The sequence below is a fragment of the Singulisphaera acidiphila DSM 18658 genome (assembly GCF_000242455.2).
Classification (GTDB): Bacteria; Planctomycetota; Planctomycetia; order Isosphaerales; family Isosphaeraceae; genus Singulisphaera; species Singulisphaera acidiphila.
The window spans coordinates 5,291,723-5,318,557 of sequence record NC_019892.1; the positions used below are offsets into that span (position 1 = coordinate 5,291,723).

Annotated in this window: 16 protein-coding genes and 2 CRISPR repeat arrays (2 of these 18 only partly in view); of the genes, 6 read left to right on the top strand and 10 right to left on the bottom strand. The window is 62.3% G+C overall.

What is annotated here, in order from left to right; translation table 11 throughout:
* Window positions 1-5,322: a CRISPR direct-repeat array (repeat unit 37 nt; unit sequence GCTTCAATGGGGCCACGGCTCGGAAGCCGTGGAAGAC); it begins 155 nt to the left of the window's first position.
* Between the two features lie 981 nt (window positions 5,323-6,303).
* Entirely contained in the window at window positions 6,304-7,578 is a 1,275-nt protein-coding gene (locus SINAC_RS40950; RefSeq protein WP_015247590.1) for an RNA polymerase sigma factor, read from the bottom strand.
* A 432-nt stretch (window positions 7,579-8,010) separates the two neighbouring features.
* Here SINAC_RS40950 and SINAC_RS20940 point away from each other — a divergent pair, with 432 nt between their 5' ends.
* The 3 genes from SINAC_RS20940 to SINAC_RS41275 all read left to right on the top strand — a co-directional run bounded on the left by SINAC_RS20940 (window position 8,011) and on the right by SINAC_RS41275 (window position 9,712).
* Complete coding sequence (locus SINAC_RS20940) at window positions 8,011-8,280, top strand: hypothetical protein (protein WP_026012191.1); 270 nt, start codon at window positions 8,011-8,013, stop codon at window positions 8,278-8,280.
* 28 nt (window positions 8,281-8,308) lie between these two features.
* Complete coding sequence (locus SINAC_RS20945) at window positions 8,309-8,941, top strand: serine/threonine protein kinase (protein WP_020467538.1); 633 nt, start codon at window positions 8,309-8,311, stop codon at window positions 8,939-8,941.
* 117 nt (window positions 8,942-9,058) lie between these two features.
* Window positions 9,059-9,712 (top strand): PDZ domain-containing protein, encoded by a 654-nt coding sequence (locus SINAC_RS41275; RefSeq protein WP_015247591.1) that lies wholly within the window; start codon window positions 9,059-9,061, stop codon window positions 9,710-9,712.
* Here SINAC_RS41275 and SINAC_RS41280 read toward each other — a convergent pair.
* The gene (locus SINAC_RS41280) at window positions 9,618-10,709 is read right to left on the bottom strand and encodes a hypothetical protein (RefSeq protein ID WP_244884894.1); all 1,092 of its coding nucleotides are present in this window, start codon (window positions 10,707-10,709) and stop codon (window positions 9,618-9,620) included. The two genes, SINAC_RS41275 and SINAC_RS41280, sit on opposite strands and share 95 nt — an antisense overlap.
* 481 nt (window positions 10,710-11,190) lie before the next feature.
* On the opposite strand from SINAC_RS41280, the gene SINAC_RS20955 reads away from it, so the two are divergent.
* Window positions 11,191-11,649 (top strand): hypothetical protein, encoded by a 459-nt coding sequence (locus tag SINAC_RS20955; protein ID WP_015247593.1) that lies wholly within the window; start codon window positions 11,191-11,193, stop codon window positions 11,647-11,649.
* Window positions 11,650-11,775: 126 nt separating this feature from the next.
* The gene (locus SINAC_RS20960) at window positions 11,776-12,417 is read left to right on the top strand and encodes a hypothetical protein (protein WP_015247594.1); all 642 of its coding nucleotides are present in this window, start codon (window positions 11,776-11,778) and stop codon (window positions 12,415-12,417) included.
* Window positions 12,418-13,181: 764 nt separating this feature from the next.
* Here SINAC_RS20960 and SINAC_RS20965 read toward each other — a convergent pair.
* Window positions 13,182-13,517: a hypothetical protein gene (locus tag SINAC_RS20965; protein WP_015247595.1), complete on the bottom strand. Its 336-nt coding sequence runs from the start codon at window positions 13,515-13,517 to the stop codon at window positions 13,182-13,184.
* A 422-nt stretch (window positions 13,518-13,939) separates the two neighbouring features.
* Here SINAC_RS20965 and SINAC_RS20970 point away from each other — a divergent pair, with 422 nt between their 5' ends.
* Entirely contained in the window at window positions 13,940-14,989 is a 1,050-nt protein-coding gene (locus SINAC_RS20970; protein ID WP_015247597.1) for a lectin MOA-related protein, read from the top strand.
* A 108-nt stretch (window positions 14,990-15,097) separates the two neighbouring features.
* On the opposite strand, the gene SINAC_RS20975 is transcribed toward SINAC_RS20970, so the two are convergent.
* From SINAC_RS20975 to SINAC_RS21010, 7 genes are all read right to left on the bottom strand, one after another.
* Entirely contained in the window at window positions 15,098-15,571 is a 474-nt protein-coding gene (locus tag SINAC_RS20975; protein ID WP_015247598.1) for a hypothetical protein, read from the bottom strand.
* A gap of 46 nt (window positions 15,572-15,617) precedes the next feature.
* Window positions 15,618-18,245, bottom strand: a complete 2,628-nt coding sequence (locus SINAC_RS20980; RefSeq protein ID WP_015247599.1) for a patatin-like phospholipase family protein — start codon at window positions 18,243-18,245, stop codon at window positions 15,618-15,620.
* 190 nt (window positions 18,246-18,435) lie between these two features.
* Entirely contained in the window at window positions 18,436-19,779 is a 1,344-nt protein-coding gene (locus SINAC_RS20985; protein WP_015243913.1) for an IS4 family transposase, read from the bottom strand.
* A gap of 206 nt (window positions 19,780-19,985) precedes the next feature.
* On the bottom strand, window positions 19,986-20,456 hold the full coding sequence (locus SINAC_RS20990) for a hypothetical protein (RefSeq protein WP_015247600.1): 471 nt from the start codon (window positions 20,454-20,456) through the stop codon (window positions 19,986-19,988).
* A gap of 95 nt (window positions 20,457-20,551) precedes the next feature.
* Window positions 20,552-22,207 (bottom strand): caspase family protein, encoded by a 1,656-nt coding sequence (locus SINAC_RS21000; protein ID WP_015247601.1) that lies wholly within the window; start codon window positions 22,205-22,207, stop codon window positions 20,552-20,554.
* Window positions 22,208-23,316: 1,109 nt separating this feature from the next.
* A complete protein-coding gene (locus SINAC_RS21005; RefSeq protein ID WP_015247602.1) occupies window positions 23,317-24,516 on the bottom strand; it encodes a hypothetical protein in 1,200 nt (399 codons plus the stop codon).
* 493 nt (window positions 24,517-25,009) lie between these two features.
* Window positions 25,010-26,209, bottom strand: coding sequence for a hypothetical protein (locus tag SINAC_RS21010; RefSeq protein ID WP_015247604.1), 1,200 nt, complete (start codon window positions 26,207-26,209; stop codon window positions 25,010-25,012).
* 132 nt (window positions 26,210-26,341) lie between these two features.
* A CRISPR array of direct repeats spans window positions 26,342-26,835; the repeat unit is 37 nt; unit sequence GCTTCAATGGGGCCACGGCTCGGAAGCCGTGGAAGAC; it runs 2,106 nt beyond the window's last position.

Genomic DNA, 26,835 nt, shown 5'->3' on the forward strand with positions numbered 1-26,835 from the left:
GGGGCCACGGCTCGGAAGCCGTGGAAGACCTGCTTCGATCCTGGGCACTTACCCTGCGGCCCTCCGCTTCAATGGGGCCACGGCTCGGAAGCCGTGGAAGACCCAACAGCGCCGTCGACCCGAACCGACTTCACCGGCGCTTCAATGGGGCCACGGCTCGGAAGCCGTGGAAGATATCATTATGTAGTTGTAATAACGCAATAAGATAAGAGCTTCAATGGGGCCACGGCTCGGAAGCCGTGGAAGACTTGTCGAAATCAGGTCGACATGGCGAATCCGGGTGTAGCTTCAATGGGGCCACGGCTCGGAAGCCGTGGAAGACATTCGCTGATGGCTCAACAGCCTATACGGTGAATGGCGCTTCAATGGGGCCACGGCTCGGAAGCCGTGGAAGACATGGTGTCCTGGGTTCACTCGATCAAGGAGGGCCTCGCTTCAATGGGGCCACGGCTCGGAAGCCGTGGAAGACGGCCGGCACGGCCGCAGTGTCAACAAGCAAGCTGGGCTTCAATGGGGCCACGGCTCGGAAGCCGTGGAAGACCCCAGTGCCCTCGGGGATCTTCTCATTGACCCCAAGTTCTTCAATGGGGCCACGGCTCGGAAGCCGTGGAAGACTCAGTTTAAACAAGACCTCATCACCTGTGATGATGAGTCTTCAATGGGGCCACGGCTCGGAAGCCGTGGAAGACGCAATGGATCCCAATCCCCGGCCGATCGTCGAGCCGTCTTCAATGGGGCCACGGCTCGGAAGCCGTGGAAGACCGTGCCACGGGGCCAAACGAAGAGGGCAGAAGAGATTCTTCAATGGGGCCACGGCTCGGAAGCCGTGGAAGACGTCGAACTCGCCGCGCAGCGCCGAGGAGATCGCCGTTCTTCAATGGGGCCACGGCTCGGAAGCCGTGGAAGACGGTGTCGCCCCGAAACATCGGGGAAGCTGTTGCGGCTTCAATGGGGCCACGGCTCGGAAGCCGTGGAAGACTTCGAGAAGACGATCGAATGCTACGTCAACGGCGAGCTTCAATGGGGCCACGGCTCGGAAGCCGTGGAAGACGATCGACCTGGATTTCACTGCTTCGGCATTGATCGTGCTTCAATGGGGCCACGGCTCGGAAGCCGTGGAAGACTTTATCGTCCAGGAAGCGTTCTCGGCAATGGAGTGGCTTCAATGGGGCCACGGCTCGGAAGCCGTGGAAGACGGATCGAGACCAGGGCACCACGCGACTTCGGACCAGCTTCAATGGGGCCACGGCTCGGAAGCCGTGGAAGACAGCGGCTTGCGGAATTCGCACACTCTCGCAATCACCGGCTTCAATGGGGCCACGGCTCGGAAGCCGTGGAAGACGCGCCCAGGGGCACGGTGACCGGACCAGGCCAAGCTTGCTTCAATGGGGCCACGGCTCGGAAGCCGTGGAAGACGCCCGACGTGCGTGAGTTCGCTCACGCCTGAGATCCGCTTCAATGGGGCCACGGCTCGGAAGCCGTGGAAGACGTCCTACAGTGGCGCGATTACCGTCACTGACTTCCCCGCTTCAATGGGGCCACGGCTCGGAAGCCGTGGAAGACTTCACTTGGGAGAGAGAGGACGGGGCCGAAATCTCGATCGCTTCAATGGGGCCACGGCTCGGAAGCCGTGGAAGACAGTATCCAGCCTCGCGTTAGAGCGACGGCAGAGAAGCTTCAATGGGGCCACGGCTCGGAAGCCGTGGAAGACCAAGGGCTCAAATCAGGCTAAATTTGACTGCCTGCGGGCTTCAATGGGGCCACGGCTCGGAAGCCGTGGAAGACCCTGCTCTCCGCGATCGCTGGCGCCACCAGCGAGGAGCTTCAATGGGGCCACGGCTCGGAAGCCGTGGAAGACGATAACAAGTGCGGGCCGAGTGACTTTCCGAGTGACGCTTCAATGGGGCCACGGCTCGGAAGCCGTGGAAGACCCGCGAGCTGGCTCGAACGCGGGCGGCCATGGAAGCGCTTCAATGGGGCCACGGCTCGGAAGCCGTGGAAGACCTGCCGTCCGTGGTCGTCGACGCCGGCCAGTTCGGGCTTCAATGGGGCCACGGCTCGGAAGCCGTGGAAGACGGGACGATCGAGGCAGTCGCGAAGCGGCTGTGATCGGCTTCAATGGGGCCACGGCTCGGAAGCCGTGGAAGACTGGGGGATGGATGTTAACAATCAAGTAATCATGGGAGCTTCAATGGGGCCACGGCTCGGAAGCCGTGGAAGACGAGAAACCCCCAAGGATTCTTAGAATGTTAAAATGTAGCTTCAATGGGGCCACGGCTCGGAAGCCGTGGAAGACGGAAAAACCCTAGGCGAACAGGTAGCTGCAGCGCTCGCTTCAATGGGGCCACGGCTCGGAAGCCGTGGAAGACTTGATCCGTCCAAGGCCAAGCAGATGCAGAGCTATGCCGCTTCAATGGGGCCACGGCTCGGAAGCCGTGGAAGACAAGGACTAGCCCGGTCTTACATCGACAAGGGGCAAGGCTTCAATGGGGCCACGGCTCGGAAGCCGTGGAAGACGATCCGAGATGGAATTCGGTGACTGCGGCTGCGGAATGCTTCAATGGGGCCACGGCTCGGAAGCCGTGGAAGACATTGCGATTAGAGCCGCGCTTGACGGCCGCGAACTGCTTCAATGGGGCCACGGCTCGGAAGCCGTGGAAGACAACCTTCCGGTCGTTGAGAATTTCGGAGTACAACTTGCTTCAATGGGGCCACGGCTCGGAAGCCGTGGAAGACGTTGCCGACACCTCCGAGGGCTTTAAGAAACTCCTCGAGCTTCAATGGGGCCACGGCTCGGAAGCCGTGGAAGACCTGGATGCCGACGCCGGGCGAACGGCACACCGACTAGCTTCAATGGGGCCACGGCTCGGAAGCCGTGGAAGACGACCCCGAGATCGGTCGGTACTACGCGGTCAGCTATGCTTCAATGGGGCCACGGCTCGGAAGCCGTGGAAGACCGCCGATCGTGCTGGAGTGTTTGCGCGAACAGGAAGTGCTTCAATGGGGCCACGGCTCGGAAGCCGTGGAAGACACAGCCCCAATCCAAATCGCGGTCCCCAAGGGATCAGCTTCAATGGGGCCACGGCTCGGAAGCCGTGGAAGACGGCGGGAGTGACGTCGCTGTGTGGGTCGAGGACGAGCTTCAATGGGGCCACGGCTCGGAAGCCGTGGAAGACTTGGCCGGTCGAAACTCGACGCCCACAGACTCTCTACCGGCTTCAATGGGGCCACGGCTCGGAAGCCGTGGAAGACGTGAATCGCACACTCGTCCCGACGGCCCAGATCGTGGCTTCAATGGGGCCACGGCTCGGAAGCCGTGGAAGACCTCGAGGCGGCCCGCGTGCCGATCTCCGCTGTCCGGATGGCTTCAATGGGGCCACGGCTCGGAAGCCGTGGAAGACTCAACTAATTTGACTACAAATTTATGGGGAATTCGCAGCTTCAATGGGGCCACGGCTCGGAAGCCGTGGAAGACGGGGCTGATTCGTCGGGTACGAAGTAGGGGACCGACGCTTCAATGGGGCCACGGCTCGGAAGCCGTGGAAGACCCGATTACCGGTCAAAAGACCAGGCAGGGCACCGGAAGCTTCAATGGGGCCACGGCTCGGAAGCCGTGGAAGACATCGGACCCGGTATACACGTTGACCATGTGCGGTGGGGCTTCAATGGGGCCACGGCTCGGAAGCCGTGGAAGACCGGAACAACCCGGCCCACGGCCAGAACGGCAAGCCCGCTTCAATGGGGCCACGGCTCGGAAGCCGTGGAAGACGTGTGACCACGGAACGGAGTCGTTCGGGACGGGCGAGAGCTTCAATGGGGCCACGGCTCGGAAGCCGTGGAAGACCGCCGATCGTGCTGGAGTGTTTGCGCGAACAGGAAGTGCTTCAATGGGGCCACGGCTCGGAAGCCGTGGAAGACACAGCCCCAATCCAAATCGCGGTCCCCAAGGGATCAGCTTCAATGGGGCCACGGCTCGGAAGCCGTGGAAGACTTGATGAGCCGTCGTAAGACATGATCGCCCGATTTAGTGCTTCAATGGGGCCACGGCTCGGAAGCCGTGGAAGACTACTCTTGCTGAAATCGCCCGGCTTGGGCAGGTCTCTGCTTCAATGGGGCCACGGCTCGGAAGCCGTGGAAGACGTCGCGGCCGGGATGCACGTCGCCGCCGGGATGCCGAGCTTCAATGGGGCCACGGCTCGGAAGCCGTGGAAGACGCGAAGGCGTCATGAGCAACGGACTGGCGACACGAGAGACGCTTCAATGGGGCCACGGCTCGGAAGCCGTGGAAGACCCCGCAGTACTTGCGGCAAGGGCGAGGTCGGCCTTTGCTTCAATGGGGCCACGGCTCGGAAGCCGTGGAAGACACCCCCGAGGCCGTGGTCGGGGTGTTCGACACTGAGGGCTTCAATGGGGCCACGGCTCGGAAGCCGTGGAAGACGGACTGGGACGAAGGTGACGACACTTGCACGAGCAAGCTTCAATGGGGCCACGGCTCGGAAGCCGTGGAAGACTCGCCTTGCCGGCCGCTCCTGATCCTGCGCCTCCCGAGCTTCAATGGGGCCACGGCTCGGAAGCCGTGGAAGACGTGTTGGTTCCCGAAGGGGTTCCGGCGTCCCCTTCGCTTCAATGGGGCCACGGCTCGGAAGCCGTGGAAGACCCGGGTGGGCCCGGAAGGGAACAAGAGAACAGCAACCCCGCTTCAATGGGGCCACGGCTCGGAAGCCGTGGAAGACTTCACCGGATGAGGTCGCTCGGAATCGGCGGCCACATGCTTCAATGGGGCCACGGCTCGGAAGCCGTGGAAGACGCCTCGGCGAGCAGTTCCTGCCGGGCAGCACCTTCGGGCTTCAATGGGGCCACGGCTCGGAAGCCGTGGAAGACGCCAGGTCGCGGAGGGGCGCATTGTGGTGACGACCGATGGCGCTTCAATGGGGCCACGGCTCGGAAGCCGTGGAAGACGCCAACGGCTATGTGGCCGGTTCGACATACCAGGTTGCTTCAATGGGGCCACGGCTCGGAAGCCGTGGAAGACCGGGACAGTAGTGGCAGGACCGGCTTTCCCCAGGGTGCTTCAATGGGGCCACGGCTCGGAAGCCGTGGAAGACGAGCGGGCGAATCTATTTCCCTAACAAGGTAGCGAAGCTTCAATGGGGCCACGGCTCGGAAGCCGTGGAAGACGGGACGCCACCTGGGACGCCACCGAGGCCGCAAAGGCTTCAATGGGGCCACGGCTCGGAAGCCGTGGAAGACGCGGCGTTCTCGATGGTTTGCAGCCCAGACGCCACGCTTCAATGGGGCCACGGCTCGGAAGCCGTGGAAGACGGCCGGCGATCGATCCTCTTGGGGGAAAGGGGGTTAACCACGATCCCGCGAGAGGTGGCTTCGAATGGCTCGATCACTCGGGCATGTTGATAAGTCACGTTGCCCGAACGGCTTTTGGGGAACCGGTTTCGGGCACGCGAGAGGGGGTTGACGGTGATTTTTGATCTAACTCCTGATTGTCAAAGAGCTTGACGCTGATTGGTGCGAAGGGGCCGATTTCATGACCCATGTGCTCGCGGCTGTCGGCCTTGCAAATAAGGACTGCGCTGGGGCCCTTGGGGGGCGCTCCCAGGTGCGGCCAGACGCTGAGGCACCCATGAGTCGTGAGTCGATGCGACTGAGGTTCGCCGAGGCTGGCCGGATGGTGGCCGGGCTTTGCTTCTCCCCCCTCCGATCCTGGTCGAAGATTCGTCCTTGCCGTCACGAAGGAGTATCTTCTCCGCCCGTGACCCACGTCAAGGTTTTCCGGATCAATGAGAGGTGATTGGGGCACGCGTGACGGCTGTTTCCGTCTCTTGTGGTGATTCTGTTCGGATCCAAGATACCTGGCAATGATGGGCTGCTTGATTCACCGCGATCGGTCGGGAGGCGTTCGCGGATCGGCTCGAAGGGTTTTGCCGAACGACTTCCGTGCAAGCTAAGGGCAAACGCTTGGGAATGGGAGGGGATTGAACCACGAACGAAACGAATGACACGAATAAGAATAAAAATTGTGATTATTGATTAGGGTGATTTTTTTTGATTTTTCATTCGTGTGATTTGTGTCATTCGTGGTTATGTTTCCTCGTTTTTTGAGGGGCGCTTCGCTCGACTGCTTCGCGGATTGCATCGGTGACCGGTCGGCCGCTTGAGGCCGTTGCGTGCAACCAGAAAGGGCGGGCTCGGTCGGTTTTGATGGGCGGCCTGGACGACGAAAGGTCCGGGTCGCCCGAGAGAAGGCAGGGGGGGACTCTTCCTTCGGCTGGAGGGGAGGGGTTGTGCTTAGAAAGCGGCAGGCTTGGGAATTGGCTCGGTGGTTTGGACAACCGGGGGCTTCGCGACGCCGGATTGCCGTTTGAAGATGAATGTTGGGCTTTGGGGAGTCGTTCTCTCAAGCACACCACAAAGCTCCCAGCCCTCATTGCCGAGACGATTGAACTCGCCGATGTTCTCGCCGACTTGGGTTCGATACTCCCACCGCGGACGAGGAGAGAGCGGGGGGACCTGCTGGGCGAGCGGTTGGTCCAGGTCCTGTGCTGGAGAGTACGGTGGAAGTGGAGTGAGGGGCGCGGCCGGTGGGGTTGGTGGGACCGGCGGGACCGGTGTAGCCGGCGCGACCGGCACGGCCGGCGGGATTGGAGCACCGGACCCGAACTGCGCACCCCACGTTTGATGCAAGAATAGTCCCGTTCCGATTGTGAGGGCTCCTGCTGTCGACAGGAGGCCTGCGACCAGTTTCAGCTTGGCGATACGCATGTTCCTGATTCCCCTTTCCGCTAAGGTAATCACCGATGCCGAGACCGTCCCGGCCTGGATCGTTGCCTGAGTTCCCGCGAACCACGAGGCTGCGCGGATTGTGGACTCTCCGAGGGTGGTTGGGACCACCACGAATGCGGCGGCTTCGGAAGAGGCCAGGGCCATCGCGGCCAACGGGGCCACTCCGCGCCGGATGAGTTGGGGGCCCAATTGGGCGCGTGCCTTGGCCAGCCGGGTCTTGACGGTCCCGACCGGCCAGCCGAGCTGGGCGGCGGCCTCCTCGCAGGTGCGGCCCTCGAGGTAGCAGAGGACGATCGCCTCCCGAAGGCGTTCCGGGAGCCGGCCGATCTCCTCGTCCACGACTCCGCCCAGGTCGTCGCTCTCGGCCGGTGTCACGGGTTCCGCCCTCTGCTGCAACTCCGCCGCTTTCCGTTCGTGCGCCTGCCGTCGGGCCGTGGCGGAGCGTGCCTCGGCCGCGACCCGGAGGGCGACTCCGTGGAGCCAACTGCCGACCGAGTTCCGCCGTTGGATCGAACCGGCCTTGCGCGCCAGGACGAGGAATGTGGCCTGGAAGGCGTCCTCCGCGTCGTGGGCGTCACAGAGAATGCGCCGGCAGACCCGAAGCACCATCGGGCCGTGGCGCTCGACCAGCGTTGCGAACGCCCGTTCCGCGTCTTCTTCATCGCCCCTGGTTGTGAACCGCTCGAGCAACTGCCCGTCGCTCAGCCCGGCAAGCAGCGTTCCGGAGCGGAAGAGCGCGTGGAGCTGCCGTTGGACTTCGCCGCGTTGCACTGGTCGCACGAACAGACCCTCAAGGACTCAGGAAAGTCTTCAATGTAGTGGGTCGAGATGGCCTGGCGGTTTTGAAAATCGCCGCCACTTCGCATTTTCCGGAAAAAAAAGGGCGAGTCGGTGTCGGTCAACCGTCCAAGCGATCTCAAAGGGAGCGGAGAGACGACTCCAAGAAGAGGGGAATTTAACCACGAATGACACAAATGACACGAATTAAAAAGCAATATAATTTGGTGATTTTAAATCATTGATTTTATTTGTGTCATTCGTGTCATTCGTGTCATTCGTGGTTAAATTTTTTCCCGTTCCCTACCGTTTGTTTGTGAGTATCCGCTGGCGAGCCCTGAATTTTTTTCGGGTTGAATTTTCTCGATGCCGTGCTGCATGCAAACCACTATAATCAAGCAGATGGCAGAAATCGCATCGGCATTTTGAATTCTCATGCGGAACATCTCAGCACTTTTGCCGCAGATTCCAGGGTTTCAGGTGGAGCGTGAGCTGGGGCGCGGCGGGATGGGGGTCGCCTATCTTGCCCGTCAGGAGAGCCGGAATCGTTCCGTCGTCCTCAAGTTCATCGGGGGGGCCGCGAGGCTGACTTTACTCAACTGGCACGCTTCCGCATTGAGGCTGGGGCCGTCGCTTGTCTTGCTCATCCGAACATTATCCGAATTCACAATGTCGGCATTCGTTTCGCAGGCAGCCTGCCTCTGAGGGCAAAGCCGAACTGAACTTTGACCAGGTGATTGCCCCGGCGATTCGAAGCCTGTGGGAAGAAGCGACGCATGAGCATCGGTCGCCCGACGAATCCCATGTTGCGGTTTCCCAGTACGTGGCGGAGTGGCTGGAGCAGGTCCGTCAGCCTCTGCCTGCGACGGCGCCCCCCTTGGAGAATCTGACCCGCTTCGGCGCGATCCTCGGCACGCCGGAGTACATGGCGCCCGAGCAAATGTGCGGGAATACCGACTCCACGGGGCCCCGGGCCGATCTCTATGCGCTGGGCGTGACCATGTACCAAATGCTCGTGGGACACAGGCCCAACGCGGTGATCCAGTATGAGGCCGGCGTTCATTATCCCTTGCCGTCGCGCACCCGCGTCTCCAGCGAGCTGGAGGCGATCTGCAACCAATGCCTGCGCTACCGGGCCGAAGACCGCTACCCCCATGTCGGAGAACTCGTGGCCGACCTCGACCGTTTCCTCGGAGGGTATGCCGTGGTTGCCGCTTTGCCGGAGTGCGCAGGGGCGGTCGGTCCGAACCGATCCGCCAAGACGGAAACGGCGCCGGGGACGACGGTGGCTCAGTCTCATCCTCAGGAATCGACGCGGAGTTGGTGGCCGTTATCCCGAAGGAAGGTGAGCCGGAAGGAGTCGTGATCGGTCCCAAGAGGGGGAGGGGAGGGCCTGCCGGCTGGGTGGTTTGCGGAATAGGCCCCGTGTAGGCTCAAAGGATGGGCGTTGAGACTTGTCGGCGGTCGGCGTGAAAGGGGGCGTATGCACGTGGCCGTCGGCATCGTCAGCGTGCCGCGTCGCGACGTGCGTTCGACCGAGACGCTCCCCTTGCGGCGCGCCGCCGGCCGCCCCCCTATCTATGGAGATATGCGGCCGATTCCTGGTTACTCGTTGCGTGCTGCGTTCGGCCTATCCCGCTCGACGGTCTATCATGTGGGGGGCGTTCGGGGGCGGGCCTGGTCGGCTGGCGTCCGGCCTGCGGATCGGTTGTTCGCGATCAACGGCAGGCGCATCCAGGTCAAAGAAGACCTGCTCGAAGCGGTGAAGCAACGACGCGCTGGCGACGTTGTGCCGGTCCAGCTTGAACGGGCCGGAAAGTGGATGGAGCTGCAACTCCCCCTGGCATCGGAACCCCGTGGGACCGATCAGAACGACCGGTCGGACGGCTTTCCCACGGTCATCGAGTGCGCCTTGCCTTTCGATTCCACCGAGTGCGGGGGGCCCCTGGTGGATCTCACCGGCCGGGTCGTCGGGATCACGATCGCCAGGGTCGGCCCGCACGGCGGCCTGGTCATTCCGGGAGATCGCGTGCGGCAGCGATTTACCAGATTTGCAGGCGGGTCGACTTGCGGGAAACGGGAGGCCGGAGTCCGCCGGACCTGCGCTGGGAATTCCGGCGCTGCCGCTGCCCGATGAGGGCCAGCCCCACCAACCCAAGCCCGACGATCGGGATCGGTGACGCAGGCCAGGGGCCTGCCTCCGCTTCGCTCGTCTCCTCGCTCGCCAATGCGGCCGGGCGGTCTCTCTCTGCCGGGAGGCCGAAACGGCCGGCGGCCGGCTCCTCCCCGGAAGTTGGCGTCGCCCAGCTCGCGACCCGCATGGCCACGTGTTCCATCCAGCCAGGCGCTTCGGGGACCGCCGTGCCCTCGTTCTCGGGCTGAGGGGCAGCAGGCCCGTTGTTCTGCTCGGGGGCCGCTCGGCCGTAGTTGATCCCCGTGAGGAGGTCTTCCCCGACGGACGCCAACGCGACCGTGCCCCCGCGCACCCCGGGGCCGACCGCCGGCACCCGTTGCGCATCGGGCACCGGGCGGCCGATCAGCGTTCCCCCCAGGCCGAGTGTGAGGCCCTGGCCCAGGCTGGGGGGGGCTGCCAGGACCGGAGATTCAGGGGTCTCGTCTGCGTGGACCGAGGAGACCGAGCCGATCGGGCTCGCTGGCGACGGATTCGGCGCAATTGCCCGCGCAGGGGCCGCCAGCGTGGCGGTGGTGTCGGCCACCGCCAAGTTGACCGCGGTGTCCTGGCCGACCCCGTTCGATAAGACCAGATCCCAGTCGACGAAGATCGACTCCTGGCCTTCGGCGAGCGCCGTGACGAAGTACTCCCCGGGTGCCAGTGACAGGGGGACGGCCGAGAACGGGCCCGCCGGGCCGTGGGGAATCTCGACGGTGCCGCCGGGTGTGCGTGCGCTCAAGGCCACGCGATCGCCCAGGTAGCGGAAGAACAGGATGTAGTCGGCGGCGAAGGTGGCCTCGAACCGGAACGTGACCGACTCGCTGGGGGCGATCCAGGCTGTCGCCTTGATCGGCGCTGTGGAAGCTGCCGGGGGCAGGTCCCCCAGATCTCTCACCGAAGCCAGGTGGTGCACCTCAATCGCGGGAGTCGGCAGCCCCTTCAACTCTGCGAGAGAGTCCACGTCGACCGAGGCCGAAAGGACCAGCCTCGCCTCGAGCCGTTCGACGCAAGGTTGAGTGCTTGAGTTTGTCATGATTGATAATAAGAAAGGGGATCTCGAATTCAAAATTGTGATAACGGAGCCCCTGCTTCTCGAAACGGCCCTATCGTTATGCTTGTGACTCCATGCGTCAGGTGGGGGGGAGAAGATGCAACTCACTTGTTGAAAAAAGACATCGGCCCCCCATGAGCCTCTCCCGTGACCTATCTTATTGCAAGCACGGTCAACTCGACCGTTTCCCTCTACGGCAAGCCATCAATCCTGCTTGCATATCGGCCATCAATCATTCAAACGGTCATTGCGGGTTTGACGAAGCTTTCGGGCAGAACCCCCGGCGCGGTTTCCCAGGTTTGTCCGTCTGTCGGTGTTCCGGGGCTTTGCGTGTACAATCGAGGTTGAGAAGGTCACACACGATGCCGTAAAGGCCCAGGAGAGGAAAACGATGGAGGCCAAAGAGCCGTTGCCAGGCCCCGGCTGCTTTCAATGGAACCGGGGGGGCTGGTTTGGCGGTCAACTCGGCAGCACTGTCTGGATGCTTGTCGGGGGCGTCGTGCTCGTGCCGTATGCCCTTGACGTCGCGTGTGTCTGGCTGGCTTGCTTCGCGGTCGCCAACGCCATCGGCGCCTGGTTGTGGCGAGGTCGCGACCGACTCCCGCCGTACCCGGCTTTGCAAGCCCTCCTGGCGACGTGCGGTGTCAGTAGCCTGGTCGCGTTGGCCGCCCTTCACATCCTCCGGCCCGGCCTACGCATTACGCGACCTCCGGGGATCTGGCTCGCGGACGAGCCTCAGTATCTCCCTTGGGTCCTCGTCTTGTTCCTTGCTGTGATGACGTCTTGCTCGCTGAGGGAACGGAGTGCGCGGAGGCAGGTCTTGCGGTCCAAGGGGCCAAGCACGCCTTAGCGTCTGTTCTTGGGGGCTGAACGCTTGCGTCAGCCTGAGTCCGTGCTGTCCTTTGGCAAATGTGAGAGATTAGCGTCCGCCTGTTTCTGTTTCCCGATCACGGCGGCTCAGGGGGGCTGTGCCCTTATGTTCGTCGAGCGGGCCTCGATTGCCCAGGTGATGGCGTTCGTCGCGCTGGCCGCCGTGAATTTGGGGGTCTTTCGTGCGTTGCCGTTGGAGGTGGTTCGATTCCCCACTCTCTGGGTTTTTCTGGGGGCGATCGATGTCGTGATTTTCCGGAAGCTGATCTGTGTCCGCTCGCTTCGCGCCTTTCACTACACGTTCCTGATCGTCTTCGTCTTGGCTTGGATCGTCATGGCGAATCTCGTCGTGACGGCGCGGTTCCATCCACTGGGCCTTCTGGTTCAATGGTATCAGCAGATCACGACGGATAAGATTAATGTAGTTTCTTTGGATAGTTTTGATTTCTATGAATTGTGGATGACTTGTTTTTTGAGCTTTGCGTTGGCGGTTGCGATCGGTCTGGTCGCGGCCTGGTTCGAGAGCCGGCGAAATTGGGACATCGCGGCGTGCCTTCGCGGGGCGCTCGCTGGGTTCGGGATTGCGAATCTCTTGGCGGTGATCGACGGCGCGGTCTGGGGATGGGGGGTGGTCTCGCCCGTTCGAATGGTTGGCCGATTGATCCTCGTGGGAGTCTGCGTGATCCTGGGCGGCGTGGTGGGGTTATCGAAGCTGAAGTCGAACACGCCGGGCCGCCGAGTACCTTAGTTTTCGTGTCTGTCTCGGCAGGTCAGGATTCACCGGGAAATGAAAGGATGTTGGGGTGCCACGGGTTCCGTGCTCGGACCCCGTGCGCCCTGGCCAGGGCTTTCCCGCATGGGGGCCGAATACGGAACCACAGTGTACCCGGCAGATCATCAAACACTCCGGTCTCGCCCGAACGGTCGCCCCTTCGGGGCTGCGGAACCCTGATATGTCGAACCTTTTCCAGGGGTTTCACCCCTGGCTATGAACGGTCGCCCCTCCGGGGCTGCCCAATGTATGCGTGTTTGTAAGAGTGTGCGGAATTGCGAAAACGTTTTTCCGTTGAGGCGGTTGCCGGTGGGTTGATTGTAGCCCCGAAGGGGCGACCGTTTTTAGCCAGGGGTGAAACCCCTGGAATTATGGCAAACTCATATCAGAATTTTATTGCAGCCCTGGAAGGGGCGACCGTTAAATGCGTAGGGCACATTCAGACGGTCGCCCCTTCCAGGGCTGCAGAACCCTGATATGTTGAACCTTTTCCAGGGGTTTCACCCCTGGCTAGAAACGGTCGCCTCTCCGGGGCTGCCCAATGTATGCGTTTCACCCCTGGCTATTAACGGTCGCTCCTCCGGGGCTTGGGCTTTCGGGTTACCCGTAAGCCGAGCAAGAGCAAGGAGGAGAGGTCCGAGACCGGTGGCTCGCGTATCACTCCGCTGTGGAAGGATTGGCGGCCGGGGACGAGTGATCCTTCCCCTACCAGTCCTTCAGGCTTTGGAGACGCTCGTAGTTCATGGCTCGCTCGTACTGGAGGTACAGGTAGGCCTGGCGTCGGGGGCCCAAACGGTTTTGAATGCCTCGTTCTTCAGCGCGTTGAGCCGTTCCACACGCTTCGTTTTCTGGTCCACATCGCCGAAGGCCTTTTCGGTGGCGGCATCGCTCGGGATGGCGCGGTCCATGGCAAGCTGCTCGGCCACGGTCAGGTACCACGACATGGCGACCTGGGTGGTCGCGATCTGTGAGGGGTCGGCGCTGGCTTGCTGATCGTTGGGCCAACGCTCCGGGTCCTCGTCGATCGTGACGTTGGCCGAGTTCTCCGGATCCAATACGAGGTTATTGGGACACATGATTTGGTTGTCAATATCGATGATCGCCGGCAGATCGGTTTTGGTTGCGTTTCGGTATTGTTTCAGAGTAGCTTTTTTTGATTTTTCATTCGTGTGATTTGTGTCATTTGTGGTTAGATTTCCTCATTTCGGCCATGATCCACCTCCTTCCTTGCACACTGGGGATTATGGCCGTTTTGCCCTGTCATGTCAGCATGATGCCACCATCTCCCCGAAATCCGTGACGGTCAGGATTTTTTGGCGGTCGCTACGGACTTGACATGAGGTCGCCTCACGCCCACCATCGCACTGCCCTTGAGCTTCAACGCGACCATGGGCTTCATCAATTGCTCAGGATTAGTTCCTGAGCATTGGTGGAAAATCTATGGGATCTCGTGTTCGCTTGTGTTGTCGCAATTTTCACTTATGGAAGGAATTGTGAGATGGATGAGATCTTGGTAGAAGTGCGGAACAATGTCGCCCAGCCTCGCCCGGCGAGGGTGGTGGAGCCCTGGGATCGCAAGGACCGGCCGCAGGTCCCGGAGCCGACCACGGCGCAGCGCCTCGGCATAACGCCGAGGTTCAGCGATCCGATCCCCCTGTCTGCCATCGATCCGAATGTTCCGTACCTGATCGTCGATGAATATGATCGAATCTTATGCCCGGACAACTACGGTCAGAGCTACTGGGATTACATGTTCTTCGGTAAGTTTGAAGACTATGCCGGCTACGTCCTCGGCACCCAGTTCAGCATGAACCCGCTTGCCGGATATGCGGCCCTGCATCTCGGGCCTCCCCACTCGCAGGTGGCCCTGTACGCCTACGGCTCGTCCACCAAGTATGAGTACCTGATCTACGGGCAGCCGGGCTATGCCAAATCGCCGATCGCCCGGATGAAGGCGGTGAATTCCAGCGGGGACCACTTCAACCTCCGCTACGAGATCGCCGGGGGGGATATGTACCTCTGCTGCGACGCCGCCAGTTGGAATTGGGCCTACGTCGGCAATACAACCTACCGGAGGATCCCGCTGACGGCTCGCAAGTTCTACCTCCGGAAGGCGGACCTTTTCACGCTCTTCAGGGAGACGTGGCCCTCCGCAGACATCAATGAGATGTCCTTTCGGAATCTCGACGACGAGTACGAGCTGGTCCACGCCGCGAAGGCCTCGCAGATCTACAATAACTCGGGCCTGGGCAACTTCCGGTACGTCAAGGAAGTCTTCGATTGTGACGACTTCGGCTATGTCATGAAGGCGGCGGCGTCGAAGCAGGCCTACGACGACAACCGGGCCGCGGGGGGGGCGGTGGTCAGGCCCTACGCCCTCGGCTTCGTCTGGGGGATCTCGGGGCCGTACTCGCACGTCGCCAACGTGTTCGTCGACTACACCGGCACCGTCAAGATCCTGGAACCGCAGAGCGGTCGGATCGTGGACGGGAAGGACTGGCAGTACGACAGCAACCACAAGTACAAGCCCTATTTCATCTGCTTGTGATCGGCCGCATTGCGACGATCCCAGGCCCGTTCCCGGTACGCCGGGCGGATCCTCCGCGACGAGCACAATGGTACGCATCGGATGCGTACCATGATCTACCGGTCCACTTCACAAGCAGGAAAGGAACCCGTCCCACCCTCCCGTTTCTTGCTCTTGATACCTTTGCCGGGAGACCGCGTGCGGCAGCGATTGCCGGATTTGCAGGCGGGTCGACTCGCGGGAAACGGGAGACCGGGGGCCGCTCGATCTGTGCTGGGAATTCCGGCGTCGCCGCTGCCCGATGAGGGCGAGCCCCACCAGTCCAAGCCCGAAGATCGGGATCGGTGACGGACCAGGCCGGGGGATGGCCTTCGCTTCGCTCGTCTCCGCGCTTGGTCGGTCGCCCTCTACCGGGATGTCGAAATGGTCGGCGGCCGATTCTTCCCCAGAGGTCGGCGCCGCCCAACTCGCGACCGGCATGGCCATGCGTTCCATCCAGCCAGGCGCATCGGGGACCGCCGGGCCCTCGTTCTCGGGCTGAGGGACAGGCCCGTCGCCCTGCTTGAGGGCCGACTCTTGTCGCTTCGCGATCGCGGGCAACACGTTGTCCGGGCCGCCCGGCTTTTTTTCATATCGGCCGGATCGCCCGTCACTCCGTTATGGCAAGGTTGGCGGCTGGGGATGAGTGGTCCTTCCCCCACCAGTCCTTCAGGCTTTGGAGGCGCTCGTAGTTCATGGCCCGCTCATACTGGAGGTACAGGTACGCCTGGCGCCGGGGGGCCCAAACGGTTTTGAATGCTTCGTTCTTCAGCGCGTTGAGCCGTTCCACACGCTTCGTTTTCTGGTCCACATTGCCGAAGGCCTTTTCGGCGGCGGCATCGCTCGGGATGGCGCGGTCCATGGCAAGCTGCTCGGCCACGGTCAGGTACCACGACATGGCGACCTGGGTGGTCGCGATCTGCGAGGGGTCGGTGCTGGCTTGCTGATCGTTGGGCCAACGCTCCAGGTCTTCGTCGATCGTGACGTTGGCCGAGTTCTCGAAGAAGGCGGTGGTGAAGAAGGCCCGGTTCTTCGTCAACCCTGCGAAGACGTCGCTGAGCGCGGCCACCTGGGCGTCGTTGCGGAACATCGACGACGAGACGCGCGCTGCGAGGATTCCGTCGGTGACGCTCGTGAAGAACTGGAACCCCTTGAGGACTTCCCCCATCGCGCTGGTGACGGGGGTCGGGTAGCCGAGACGCTCGCGCCGGTTCATCGAGTCGCGGATCTGCACGAGCAAGACGCCCGAGCAGTTTTCGGCCAGCCACTCGCGGTTCATCCCGATCCAGGCCGCCGCCACGTTGACGCCGTAGTTGTCGTAGTAGCCGGCGTCCACGACGCGCAGGGGCGGGTCGCTCGGCAGGTTGACGGCGGGGGAGATGAACGGGAAGCTGGCGCTCATCCGGGCGGCCGTCGAGAGCAGGAGGCCCGGGTCCGGCTGGAGCCCCTGGTCTTGCTCGGCGAACATCTTGTAGTACTCGGTCGCCGTGAGCGAGTAGGGGCGCATCTCGCCGCCGGTCCCCTTGTCCGACAGGGCGCTCCCCCGGGTGTGAGCCATGGCGCGGGGCACCTGGCCCGGGGGGGAGAGCCGTCGCAGGTCGAGGTTGCTGATGAGGAGGCGGCGGCCGTCGTCCACCAACATCGGCGAGAAGATCAGCGAGGGCAGTTTCCCTTCCGCCTCGGCTGTGCGGAGGTCGGCGAACCGGAGGTTGCGGAGCACCGTCCAATCTTGCTCCAGGGCGATGCCCCGGTCGCCCCCGCCGAGCCGGAACGGGAGAAGCATCTTCAACGGGTCGCGCAAGGTCATGTGCCGCGCGACGGGCCAGAGGCTCTGGAGCGGAACCGCGTTGCGAAGGTCGAACTCACGGCCCGACCGGAGCCAGGCGACATAGTAGGCTGCCCCCACCATGCCCCCCGAAGACCCGGCGATCACCCGGACGTGGTCGTGGAACCGGTCCAACTCGATCGTTTCCCCGAGCCGCTTCAGCACGACCGTGCTCCAGTAGCCCGACCGGATCGCGCCCCCGGTCACGCAGACGACGACCAGCTTCGGCTTGTCGCGCCCTTCGCGCTCGTGGATGTGCTCCAGCCAATGGCCCAGCGCCTGGTCGTTGGAGGCGAGGTGCGGGTCGGGAGTCGTGTCGCCGAACTTCTCCTCGGTGTTCTCCGGCAGCTTCGACTTCGTCGCGTACGAGATGTGCTCGAACCGGAGCTTGAAGTCGTCGCGGTTGGCCAGGCCGATCCAGACGAAGGCCCCCAGCACCAGCACGATCCGGAGCCGTCGGCGGACGAAGGACATGCTGGCGGTGACCAGCGACGCCATCCCCAGCAACGTACAAATGCAGAAGGCCGGCGAGAACCCGCCGTAGCCCCCATAGCCGGTGGGCCAGAGCCACTGGCCCACGGCGTCCGGCTCATAGAACAAGGGCGAGGCGGCCAGCGCATAGGCGGCGATCACGACGAGGAAGAAGGTCGCCAGCGTGACCCGCTTGCGCAGGCCGATGGCGGTTATCTCATCGACCGCCTCCGTTCGACGCGACAGCCAGGCCACCAGCGGCCGTGCGACCTTTCGGGTCACCCAAGGGGCGACATAGATGATGACCTTCACCACGACCACGCCGAAGACGACCCCGCCGCACCAGACGACCACCCCGGTCAGCCAGGCCCAGGGGTTGCGGGTCACGTCGGGCACGCCGGTGAACCAGGCGTGCGTTTGGCGGAGCGTGTCCACCACCGGCGCGTACTTCGGCACTCCCGAGCAGAACCAGGCCCCCGGCAGCACGGCCGGGAGGACCAGGATCGCCAGGAACGGCAGCCGGACCAGCCGGAGGAACCGGGTCAGCTCCCAGGCCGTTTCCGCCTCGTCCCGGCTCCGCTCCCAAAAGGTAAGCGGCCAGCGCAACGAGCGCCTGTGGAGAAAAGAGTCGACCCGCGACATCCCGGCCTGATGCCGTTCGTCGTGAATCAGGAAGTACGTGTTGACCCCGACCACGGCCAGCAACAAGGTCGCCGCCGCCGCCGCGAACAGCCGGGTCACCGGCTCCTCATTCCAGAACAGGTAAGGGATCCCGAGCGCATTCCCGATCTGCCCATACACGATCGCATACAGGATGATCAGAATGATCGCCTGGCTCGGGTGATCGCCGAGAAACCGTAGCAAGCTGCCGAGGAATTCTCGATAGACCAAAACCAACCCGACGAACACGATCAACGCCAAAACCGTCTGGAGCGTGTCCACGGCCGTCCTCACTCTTGAAACCAGGTGGCCGAGCCTCGGGAGGATGCACGGCGAGGAGACTCTAAAAGAACCTGGCTCAACGATCAATGCCACAGCATGAGGAACATGTCTTTGGCCAGGCGAAATCGTGGCGGGACCCCGTCGTTGTCCCTTCCCCCCCTGGGATCGCGGGCGACCCGCCCAATGGCACTTACTTTCTCGATTTCAGACCGCGTTTGCGTGGTCGCAGTGGGAATTTTCTGCGGCGGGCGATCACCTCACGCGGGTAGTGTCGGCCAGGGCGATTCGCGAGCTTACACTGGCCAGACATCCTCAGAACCAAGTCGATCCGCTCTTGGATCTTCGCGGGGTCCGTGGTATCCAGCGACTCCAAGAGCAAGACCTTCACTAACGACCATACCCGGTTGAAGCTCAATCGCCGCGGCGCGATCTCGACCCGAGCCGCAGCCATCCGGCGAATCAGATTCGCCATGTTATAGGCCACTGTCGCCGAGGCCAGTTCCTTCGCGACCATCTCCGTGGATCGGCCACGCATCTCTTCCAAGCGAAGCGTCCGCTTCAAATCACGCAGATCGGTTTCGATATTTTGCCGCTGGCCATAGATCGCGGCGAGCTCGCACCCCTCGTCAGGGAGCCGACTCACAAGCCACAGCGTCAGCTTCTCGGAAATTCGAACCTCGTGCAACCACACCCGCAACGTTGCATCGGCCGGCCATTGTGGGTTCGACTTGCGTTCCCAGCGGTTGGGCTGCCAAGTGAGTTCCCACTGGTCCTTGCCCTGGGCTTTCCCTTGGCGCACCATCGACCGAAATCGCTTCTCAGTCAACCGCAACACGAAGTCGTGGCCCGCCTGGTTGGCCAACCAGGCGAACGCGAAGACGCCAAAATTCCGGTCGGCGATCAACACGGAGCCGACCGGAAGTCGCGGCATCAAACCGGCCGACAATGGGACTTCGCCAATCGCGGCCGGGCCATACATTGCCCCCACTTCCGGACGCACGGTCACACCGCTGGATAACTCGTGGGCCGCTACCAAGTGGAGGATCGGCCAGTGCGATTCTCCGTGTTGATTGCGGGCCGGCGGATACGTTTTGCGCAAGGCGTCAGTGGGTGCCAAAGAGAGCGTGGAACCGTCCACAAGAAACGCGTTACGCCCTTTCACCGATGGCGGAGACTTGGCGATTAAGGCTGCAGAAACCTCGTCAGCCGCCCGTTGAGCCATCTCCACGGGCAGCCGATCTCGCGCTCGCGAAAACCCACCCGTGTTGGCCGAGAACGATTTCTCACGGGCCCGCTTGTTATCAGGGAGCACATCTGCACTTAATCGAGCCAACTCTCCCACAGCGGTGGCCATCGTTGCATTGCAGGTCAACCGTTGATAGATCATCAGCCAGACAACGACCCAAGGCGTGAACACGGTCGAGAGCGTGGGCGGTTTCTGAGCATGCAGGACATCCGGTGGGACCAAGCGATGGAACATCCGAACCGCCTCACCCAAATCGACGACAGCGGGTGATTCCTGGTCATGGTTCATGCGAGGTACTCCCAAAAAATAGGAGTTCATGGCGCAAAAATCGTGCCAGAGGTGCCCCTTATTGCAGGATTGGCGAAAGTAAGTGCCATTGGGCGACCCGCCCGCTCTTCAATTCAATTTATCAATTTGGATTTATTGAAAAGCGGGCGGGTCGCCCGCGGTCCCAGGGAATACTTTCTTGGTCCAGGATGAATTCCGGGCCGTTTTCAGCGAGGATGATCCGCCAGGTCGGCGTTTGCCCCCCATTCCGGGTCGATCTTCGGGGCTTCCTTGATCCGCATTGCCGAGCTGTCGACGATGTAGGCGGGGCTGACGATGGCCGCCCGCATGAGGTACGCCACCCCGAACGCCAGGCCGACCATGAACCCGACGGCCACATTCGCCAGCGGCCAGGGGGCGTCGACGGTTCGCGCAGGCCCGATCACCAAGGCGATGAAACGGGTCATGGGCTCTCGAAAGAAGACGAGGAGCCCGGTCTCGGCCAGGCTCCCGACGATCCCGCCGACGAGGAAGCCGTGGAGGCGGTTGCGCATGCGGAGGCCGATCAAGGGCGACCCGATCAAGGGGCCGGCCAGGATGATGCCGATCGACGGGTTGTTTGCGATCTGGCTGCACCCCAAGCCCACGACCGCGACGACGATCATCCAGGTTCGGATGCGGATCTTGGGTACCCTCATCGGTCGCTCACTCCCTATCCGGCCCTGGCGGCTCGCGCGCGAACCGGTCGGCTTCGAGTCCCTCGTGGGCAAGTCCCGTTGACGAAGGGGGCCGGCTATCGAGGCGGCGGGCCTGGCCGAGCCTTCTTCAAGGTGACGAACGCGCCTGGGATCTTGCTCGACTTGACGTAGAGCGTCAAGTCCTCCGACTTCTCGGCGAGGGCCTCAAGGTCGCTCACGCGCTTCACCGACTGAAGGTTCTTGTCCTTGACCATCTGGGTGATCGCCAGGCCCGGCGCGAGTCCCTGGGCCGACGCGGGTGATCCCTCCCTCACGGCGCGGATGAGCAATCCGTCGGACTCTTTCAGGCCCGCGTCCCTGGCGAGTTCGGCCGTCAGCGGTTGAACCTCGAGACCGAACTCCTGGAGTGCGGTTTGGGGACCACCACCCCCCGGCATAGCGCGACGACGATCCTCAGCCTCGGGAGGTTTCGCCGGGGTTGTCTTCTCCTGCTCGAAGATCGCCTCCTCGGTCGGAACCGGAACGATGACGACCGATTGCTCCTGGCCGTTGCGGTGGTACGCCAAGGTCAAGGGTTTGCCGATCGCGCTGGCCGCGAGCCGTTCCTTGAACGAGGGGAGTTCGATAAACGGTTGCTGATTGAAGCTTGTGACGACATCGTTCACCTTCAATCCCGCCTTTTCCGCCGGACCTCCCGGGAGCAGGCCGACGACCAAGGCCCCCTTCATCATGGGGTCGACCCCGATCGCTTGGGCCGCCGCCGGAGAGAGCGGGCTGAAAGCGACTCCGATCCGGGATCGCCTGTCTTTTTCCGGCCTGGCAGGAGTGCCTGGGGTTGGCCCCAGGGGGGGTGTCCCGTTCGGCGCGGGCTCAAGCGGAAGGGGGCCGACGATGGTGGCGAGGCCGCTGATCTCTCCACGCAGCACGGGCATTTGCCGCACGTCGAACCCGTATTGCTCCTTGACGAAGTCCGGCACGCTCCGTTTGGTGTATCGGGCTAATTCCTCCACGTCGACGGTGCCGTCTTTGTCGAGGTCCGCCTTTCCTTTCAACCCTTCGATCACGTAGTGGAAGAAGACGCCGTGCTTCAGTTCGGCGTGCTCGAAGGACTTCTCGCCCTCCGAGCAACTGAACAAGGCCGCCACTCCTCCCGGCGGTCGGCGTTGTTGCGGACGGGTCACGCTTTCCAGCTTCACCACGGAGCGGGCTCGTGAGTTGTCCGATTGCGGGTCATTGCGGCAGGCGTCCACCAGCATGACCCGGACGCCCGCTGCGCACGCTTCAAGTTGTCGGTAGACGTCGGCGAACGAGATCAAGGTTGCGCGATCGGCCAGCTTGGCGTCCATCGGGCAGAAGTAGTTCTCAGCCGACCCGCTGAACTGCACGCCGTGGCCTGCAAAGGCGAGCACGACGCTATCTTCGGGCTCACGATCCTCGAGCATCCCCTTGAGCGTGGCGCGAATGTTTTCCGCCAGGGGAAGGAGCCTCGAATTGGTCGCCCCGGTCGTCTGCGTGAGTGTGACCACTTGCCGATAGCCCGCATCTTTCAAGAGCCCGGCCAGCTCCACCACGTCCGGCTCGGAATAGGGGAGTTCGCGTAACTCGTTCGGGTTGTACTGGCGAACCCCCACGAGCAGCGCATACTTCTGCCCCGCCTGCGCCTTGGGCGCCTGCGAACGGGCCGGCCCCGCTGCCAGGACGCCTGCAACCGCAAGAATGAGACCCGGCAACCGGGGGTGGAGGAATCGCATTTTCACCTGTTCCCAACCGAGCCATCGCGTTCCGCAAGCAAGAAAATCCTACCCTTCGGAATTTACCGCACCCGCCCGAGCCAACACAAGACGCCCCGGTCAAGAGAGAAGAGGAGGCCTCAGGGACGGCCCGCCGAGTGACGTCCCGTCCTCCGGGGCTGTGGAATGAGCCACGGGCACGGCGGTCTGGAGCTGTTTCCCACGCCCGTCTTTATGGAATCAGTTAACCGGATTTTGAAAATATTTGGATGTTTCCGCAGTTGAGACATCGCCTTGCTCTGAGATACCCTCCCATTCCGAAAGTTCGTCGCAAGAGCGGAGCATTGTCGGGCGTAAAAAAGAGCCCTCCGACTTGGCCCCAGGCATACGAGCGATCCCCACAGGTTGGGCAATCCAACTCGGCCTTCTTTCTCTCTTCTTCCGAAATCACCGGTTCACCTCTCGGGGAGTGCAATCAAAAGGAAAACCCCACAGCCCACGAGCCAATGGGGTTTTGAACGAGTCATCATTTGCGATGAAGATTTTCCGTTCGGCGGATTCATTGTAGCCCCAGAGGGGCGACCGTTTCTAGCCAGGGATGAATCATGGAAATAGGATAAGCTTAAATCCGAATGGTTTGTAGCCCCGGAGGGGCGACCGTCAAAGGTGTCGGTCTCGCTCTAACGGTCGCCCCTCCGGAGCTGCGGACGCTAATATGTTGAACCTTCTCCAGGGGTTTCACCCCTGGCTATTAACGGTCGCCCCTCCAGGGCTGAAAAATGAGTGCATTGCTGCGATAGAGTGCAGATATTTATTGTGTTTTTCCCGCTGAGGCGATCGCTTGTGGATTCATTGTAGGCCCGGAGGGGCGACCGTTTGTAGCCAGGGGTGAAACCCCTGGAAATTAGGATAAGCTCAAATCCGAATGGTTTGTAGGCCCGGAGGGGCGACCGTCAAAGGTGTCGGTCTTGCCCAAACGGTCGCCCATGCGGGGCTACATGCGTAAATATACGGAACTTTCCCAAGGGGTTTCGCTCCTGGCTATTAACGGTCGCCCCTCCGGGGCTGCAAAATGTGCATGGAATTGGGGTGATGTATGGATTTGTGTGGACGCTGCCCTGGCAGGTCGATCATCGACGGGCCTTCGCCTTACGGACGACCAACGATCCGGCGATCAACCCGACGGCGAGACCCGGGATGCCGATGATCACCAACAGCCCCATCCTCTTGCGTGACTCCAGCATTGCGTGGAAGGCGTCGGGGGCAGAGATCGTCGGCAGTTTCGGCGCGGGCAGTTCGGTGTAACCGTCCCAGAAGCTCGGGTCGGAGTCGGGGTGGCGGCCCTCGTTCAGTCGCCTTGTCATGAACGCGTTGCGGACGGTGTGCCAAGCGTCGGCCTCGGCGCGGAGTTTCGTGAAGATGGGATCGAGCAGCAGTGCGCCCTCCACGAAGTCGGGCCGAGGGAGCGTCCCTTTCAACGCTTCACCCTTGGGGGCATCGGGCAGCATCGAGTTCTTGCCCGCGTCGATCAGTTCGCGGCATCGCAGCCACGCGAAGTAGGCCAGCGTGTTCCGGCCGCCTTCGCGGTTCCGCGCGAAGCCCAGCGTGTCGTTTTGCAGTGCGGCGTTGAGCGCGTGGAAGATATCGACGCTCTCCCACGCGTTCCCCAGCACGATCAAGCCGGCCAGTCCTCGTACGGCATCGTCGGCTTGCTGAGCGTTGGGCTGCTCCTGGATCATCCCCATACTCCAGCCGAGGATGTTGGGGAGATCCTGCAAACCCGCCGCTCTCGGTGGATCGATGATCCATTGGATCGCCTGAAGCTGGTATTTCTCACGGCCGAAGTGGGCGTTCGGGTTGATCTCAAGGGCCTTGGCGATCTCGTCGCGAGCGGCCTTGACCTCGTCGATCTTTGATCGATCGGCCCCTTGCCGCACCCAGCGGTGAACGAGAAACGTGCCGAGATTCGCATGATACCGATAGCGTTGCTCCTTCACCTCCGGGAGCGAGTCCTCGTGCTTTTCCAGTATCGCCCGTTTCTTCTCCATCCAGGAGATGGCCTCATCGCCGCGTCCCAGGCGGTCGCAGGCGACCCCGGCGTCGTCGTAGCCGGCGAGGTCCTCGGGGTGGCTCTCAAGCTGGGCGGTGACGCGAGCCAGCCGCATCTCGTAGAACCGCGGTGGGTTCCTCTCGAACCTGCCGGTGAGCACGGCGACGACTTCGGGCATTCCCTTGGCCTCGTCGGCAGGAGTGTCCCTGTCCCACAAGCAAGCGCCCACCGAAAGCGGGATGCCGAGCAGGAGGGCAAGGGCCGTCAGCGTGCGTCTCATTGGCGACGACTCCCGGCGAGGTGATCCATCCTACATTCTTCCCATCATGCCGCCGCCGACCGGGCCCATCAAGCGGGCCTCGATGAGCCGTGGAAGACACGGCAATTTGTTTCTTACGGCAATTCTCGCTCATATATTGCACAAACAGAGGATCCTTGGTGGGTGGCCCGGACAACTTGTTGTCCGTGGTGGCGCAGCCACAGGAGGTTCTCGAAAAGCTCCGTTGCCGAGCGGACGGCCTCAGTCCGCGCAACGCCTCTTGTCGCTGCGCGACCACGGACAACAAGTTGTCCGGGCCACCCAAGAAAAGAAGGCTTCCGAGTCTTCGAGTCCAGTGGGGGGCCGGGCTTGAGAGGACCCACTCCTGCCCCTTGAGATTTCCGTGCTCAACTCGCAAGGAATCCGTTGTAAAAACGGTCGCTCCTCCAGGCTGCAAGATGCGTGTATTTTTTGAAGACATGCGGGTCTGTGTAATTGCTTGCTTGTGGGTCGATCATCGGCGGGCCTTCGCCCTACGGACGACCAACGATCCGGCGACCAACCCGACGGCAAGCACCGGGATGCCGATAACCACAAACAGAATTGTCCAATCGGGTGAGGCCGGGCTCGTGTTGGCGGCTTTGGAGATAGAGGTCGTCGGCAGTTCCGGCGCGGGCTGTTCGGTGTATCCGTCCCAGAAGCTTGGGTCGGAGTCGGGGTGGTGGCCCTCGTTCAGTCGCCTTGTCATGAATGCGTTGCGGGCGGTGTGCCAAGCGTCGGCCTCGGCGCGGAGTTTCGTGAAGGTGGGAGTGAGCAGCGGTGCGCCCTCCACGAAGTCGGGCTGAAGGAGCGCCCCTTTCAATGCTTCACCCTTGGGGGCGTCGGGCAGCATCGAGTTCTTGCCCGCGTCGATCAGTTCGCGGCATCGCAGCCACGCGAAGTAGGCCAGCGTGTTCCGACCGCCATCGAGGTTTTGCCCGAAGCCCAGCGTGTCGTTTTGAAGTGCGGCGCTGAGCGCATGGAAGATATCGACGCTCTCCCACGCGTTCCCCAGCACAATCAAGCCGGCCAGTCCTCGTACGGCGTCGTCGGCTTGCTGAGGGTCGGCTTGCTTGTAGATCGTCTCCATGCTCCAGCCGAGGAGGTTGGGGAGATCCCGCAAGCCTGCCGCTCTCGGCGGATCGATGATCCATTGGATCGCCCGAAGCTGGTATTTCTCGCGGCCGAAGTGGGCGTTCGGGTTGATCTCAAGGGCCTTGGCGATCTCGTCGCGAGCGGCCTTGACCTCGTCGATCTTTGATCGATCGGCCCCTTGCCGCACCCAACGGTGAACGAGGAACGTGCCGAGATTCGCATGATACCGATAGCGTTGTTCCTTCACCTCCGGGAGCGAGTCCTCGTGCTTTTCCAGTTGCGTCTGTTTCTTCTCCATCCAGGAGATGGCCTCATCGCCGCGTCCCAGGCGGTCGCAGGCGACCCCGGCGTCGTCGTAGCCGGCGAGGTCCTCGGGGTGGCTCTCAAGCTGGGCGGTGACGCGAGCCAGCCGCATCTCATAGAACCGCGGTGGATTCCTCTCGAACCTGCCGGTGAGCACGGCGACGACTTCGGGCATCCCCTTGGCCTCGTCGGCGGGAGTGTCCCTGTCCCACAAGCAAGCGACCACCGAAAGGGGTAGGCCGAGCAGGAGAGTAAGGGCCGTCAGCGTGCGTCTCATTGGCTACGACTCCCGGCGAGGTGATCCGCCCCATGTTCTTTCCATCATGCCGCCGCCGACCGGGCCCATCAAGCGTGCGTCGATGAGCCGTGGAAGACACGGCTCGCGCCCTGCCAGTTGTGCGAGTGCTTTGGCTCCAATAGGCCACGGCTCGGAAGCCGTGGAAGACCAGGAGTGCGTCATTGATGACGACAAGCTGCCTCATGCTTCAATGGGGCCACGGCTCGGAAGCCGTGGAAGACGGCCTTAGAAGTTGCCGCCAACGCTGAACGATACCAGCTTCAATGGGGCCACGGCTCGGAAGCCGTGGAAGACGTCGCTGCACAAAATCGCATGCAACACCAGCAGGCGCTTCAATGGGGCCACGGCTCGGAAGCCGTGGAAGACGCGAGACGCCACAAAAACATTTGCACGCGAGTTTATGCTTCAATGGGGCCACGGCTCGGAAGCCGTGGAAGACCAGGCCGCTAAGGACCGCAAGAAGCAGCTGAGAACGCTTCAATGGGGCCACGGCTCGGAAGCCGTGGAAGACGCTCCAACGGTCGATCGACGCGTTCCGCAAGGAAATGCTTCAATGGGGCCACGGCTCGGAAGCCGTGGAAGACAAAGCTTAAGCGATTAGTTAA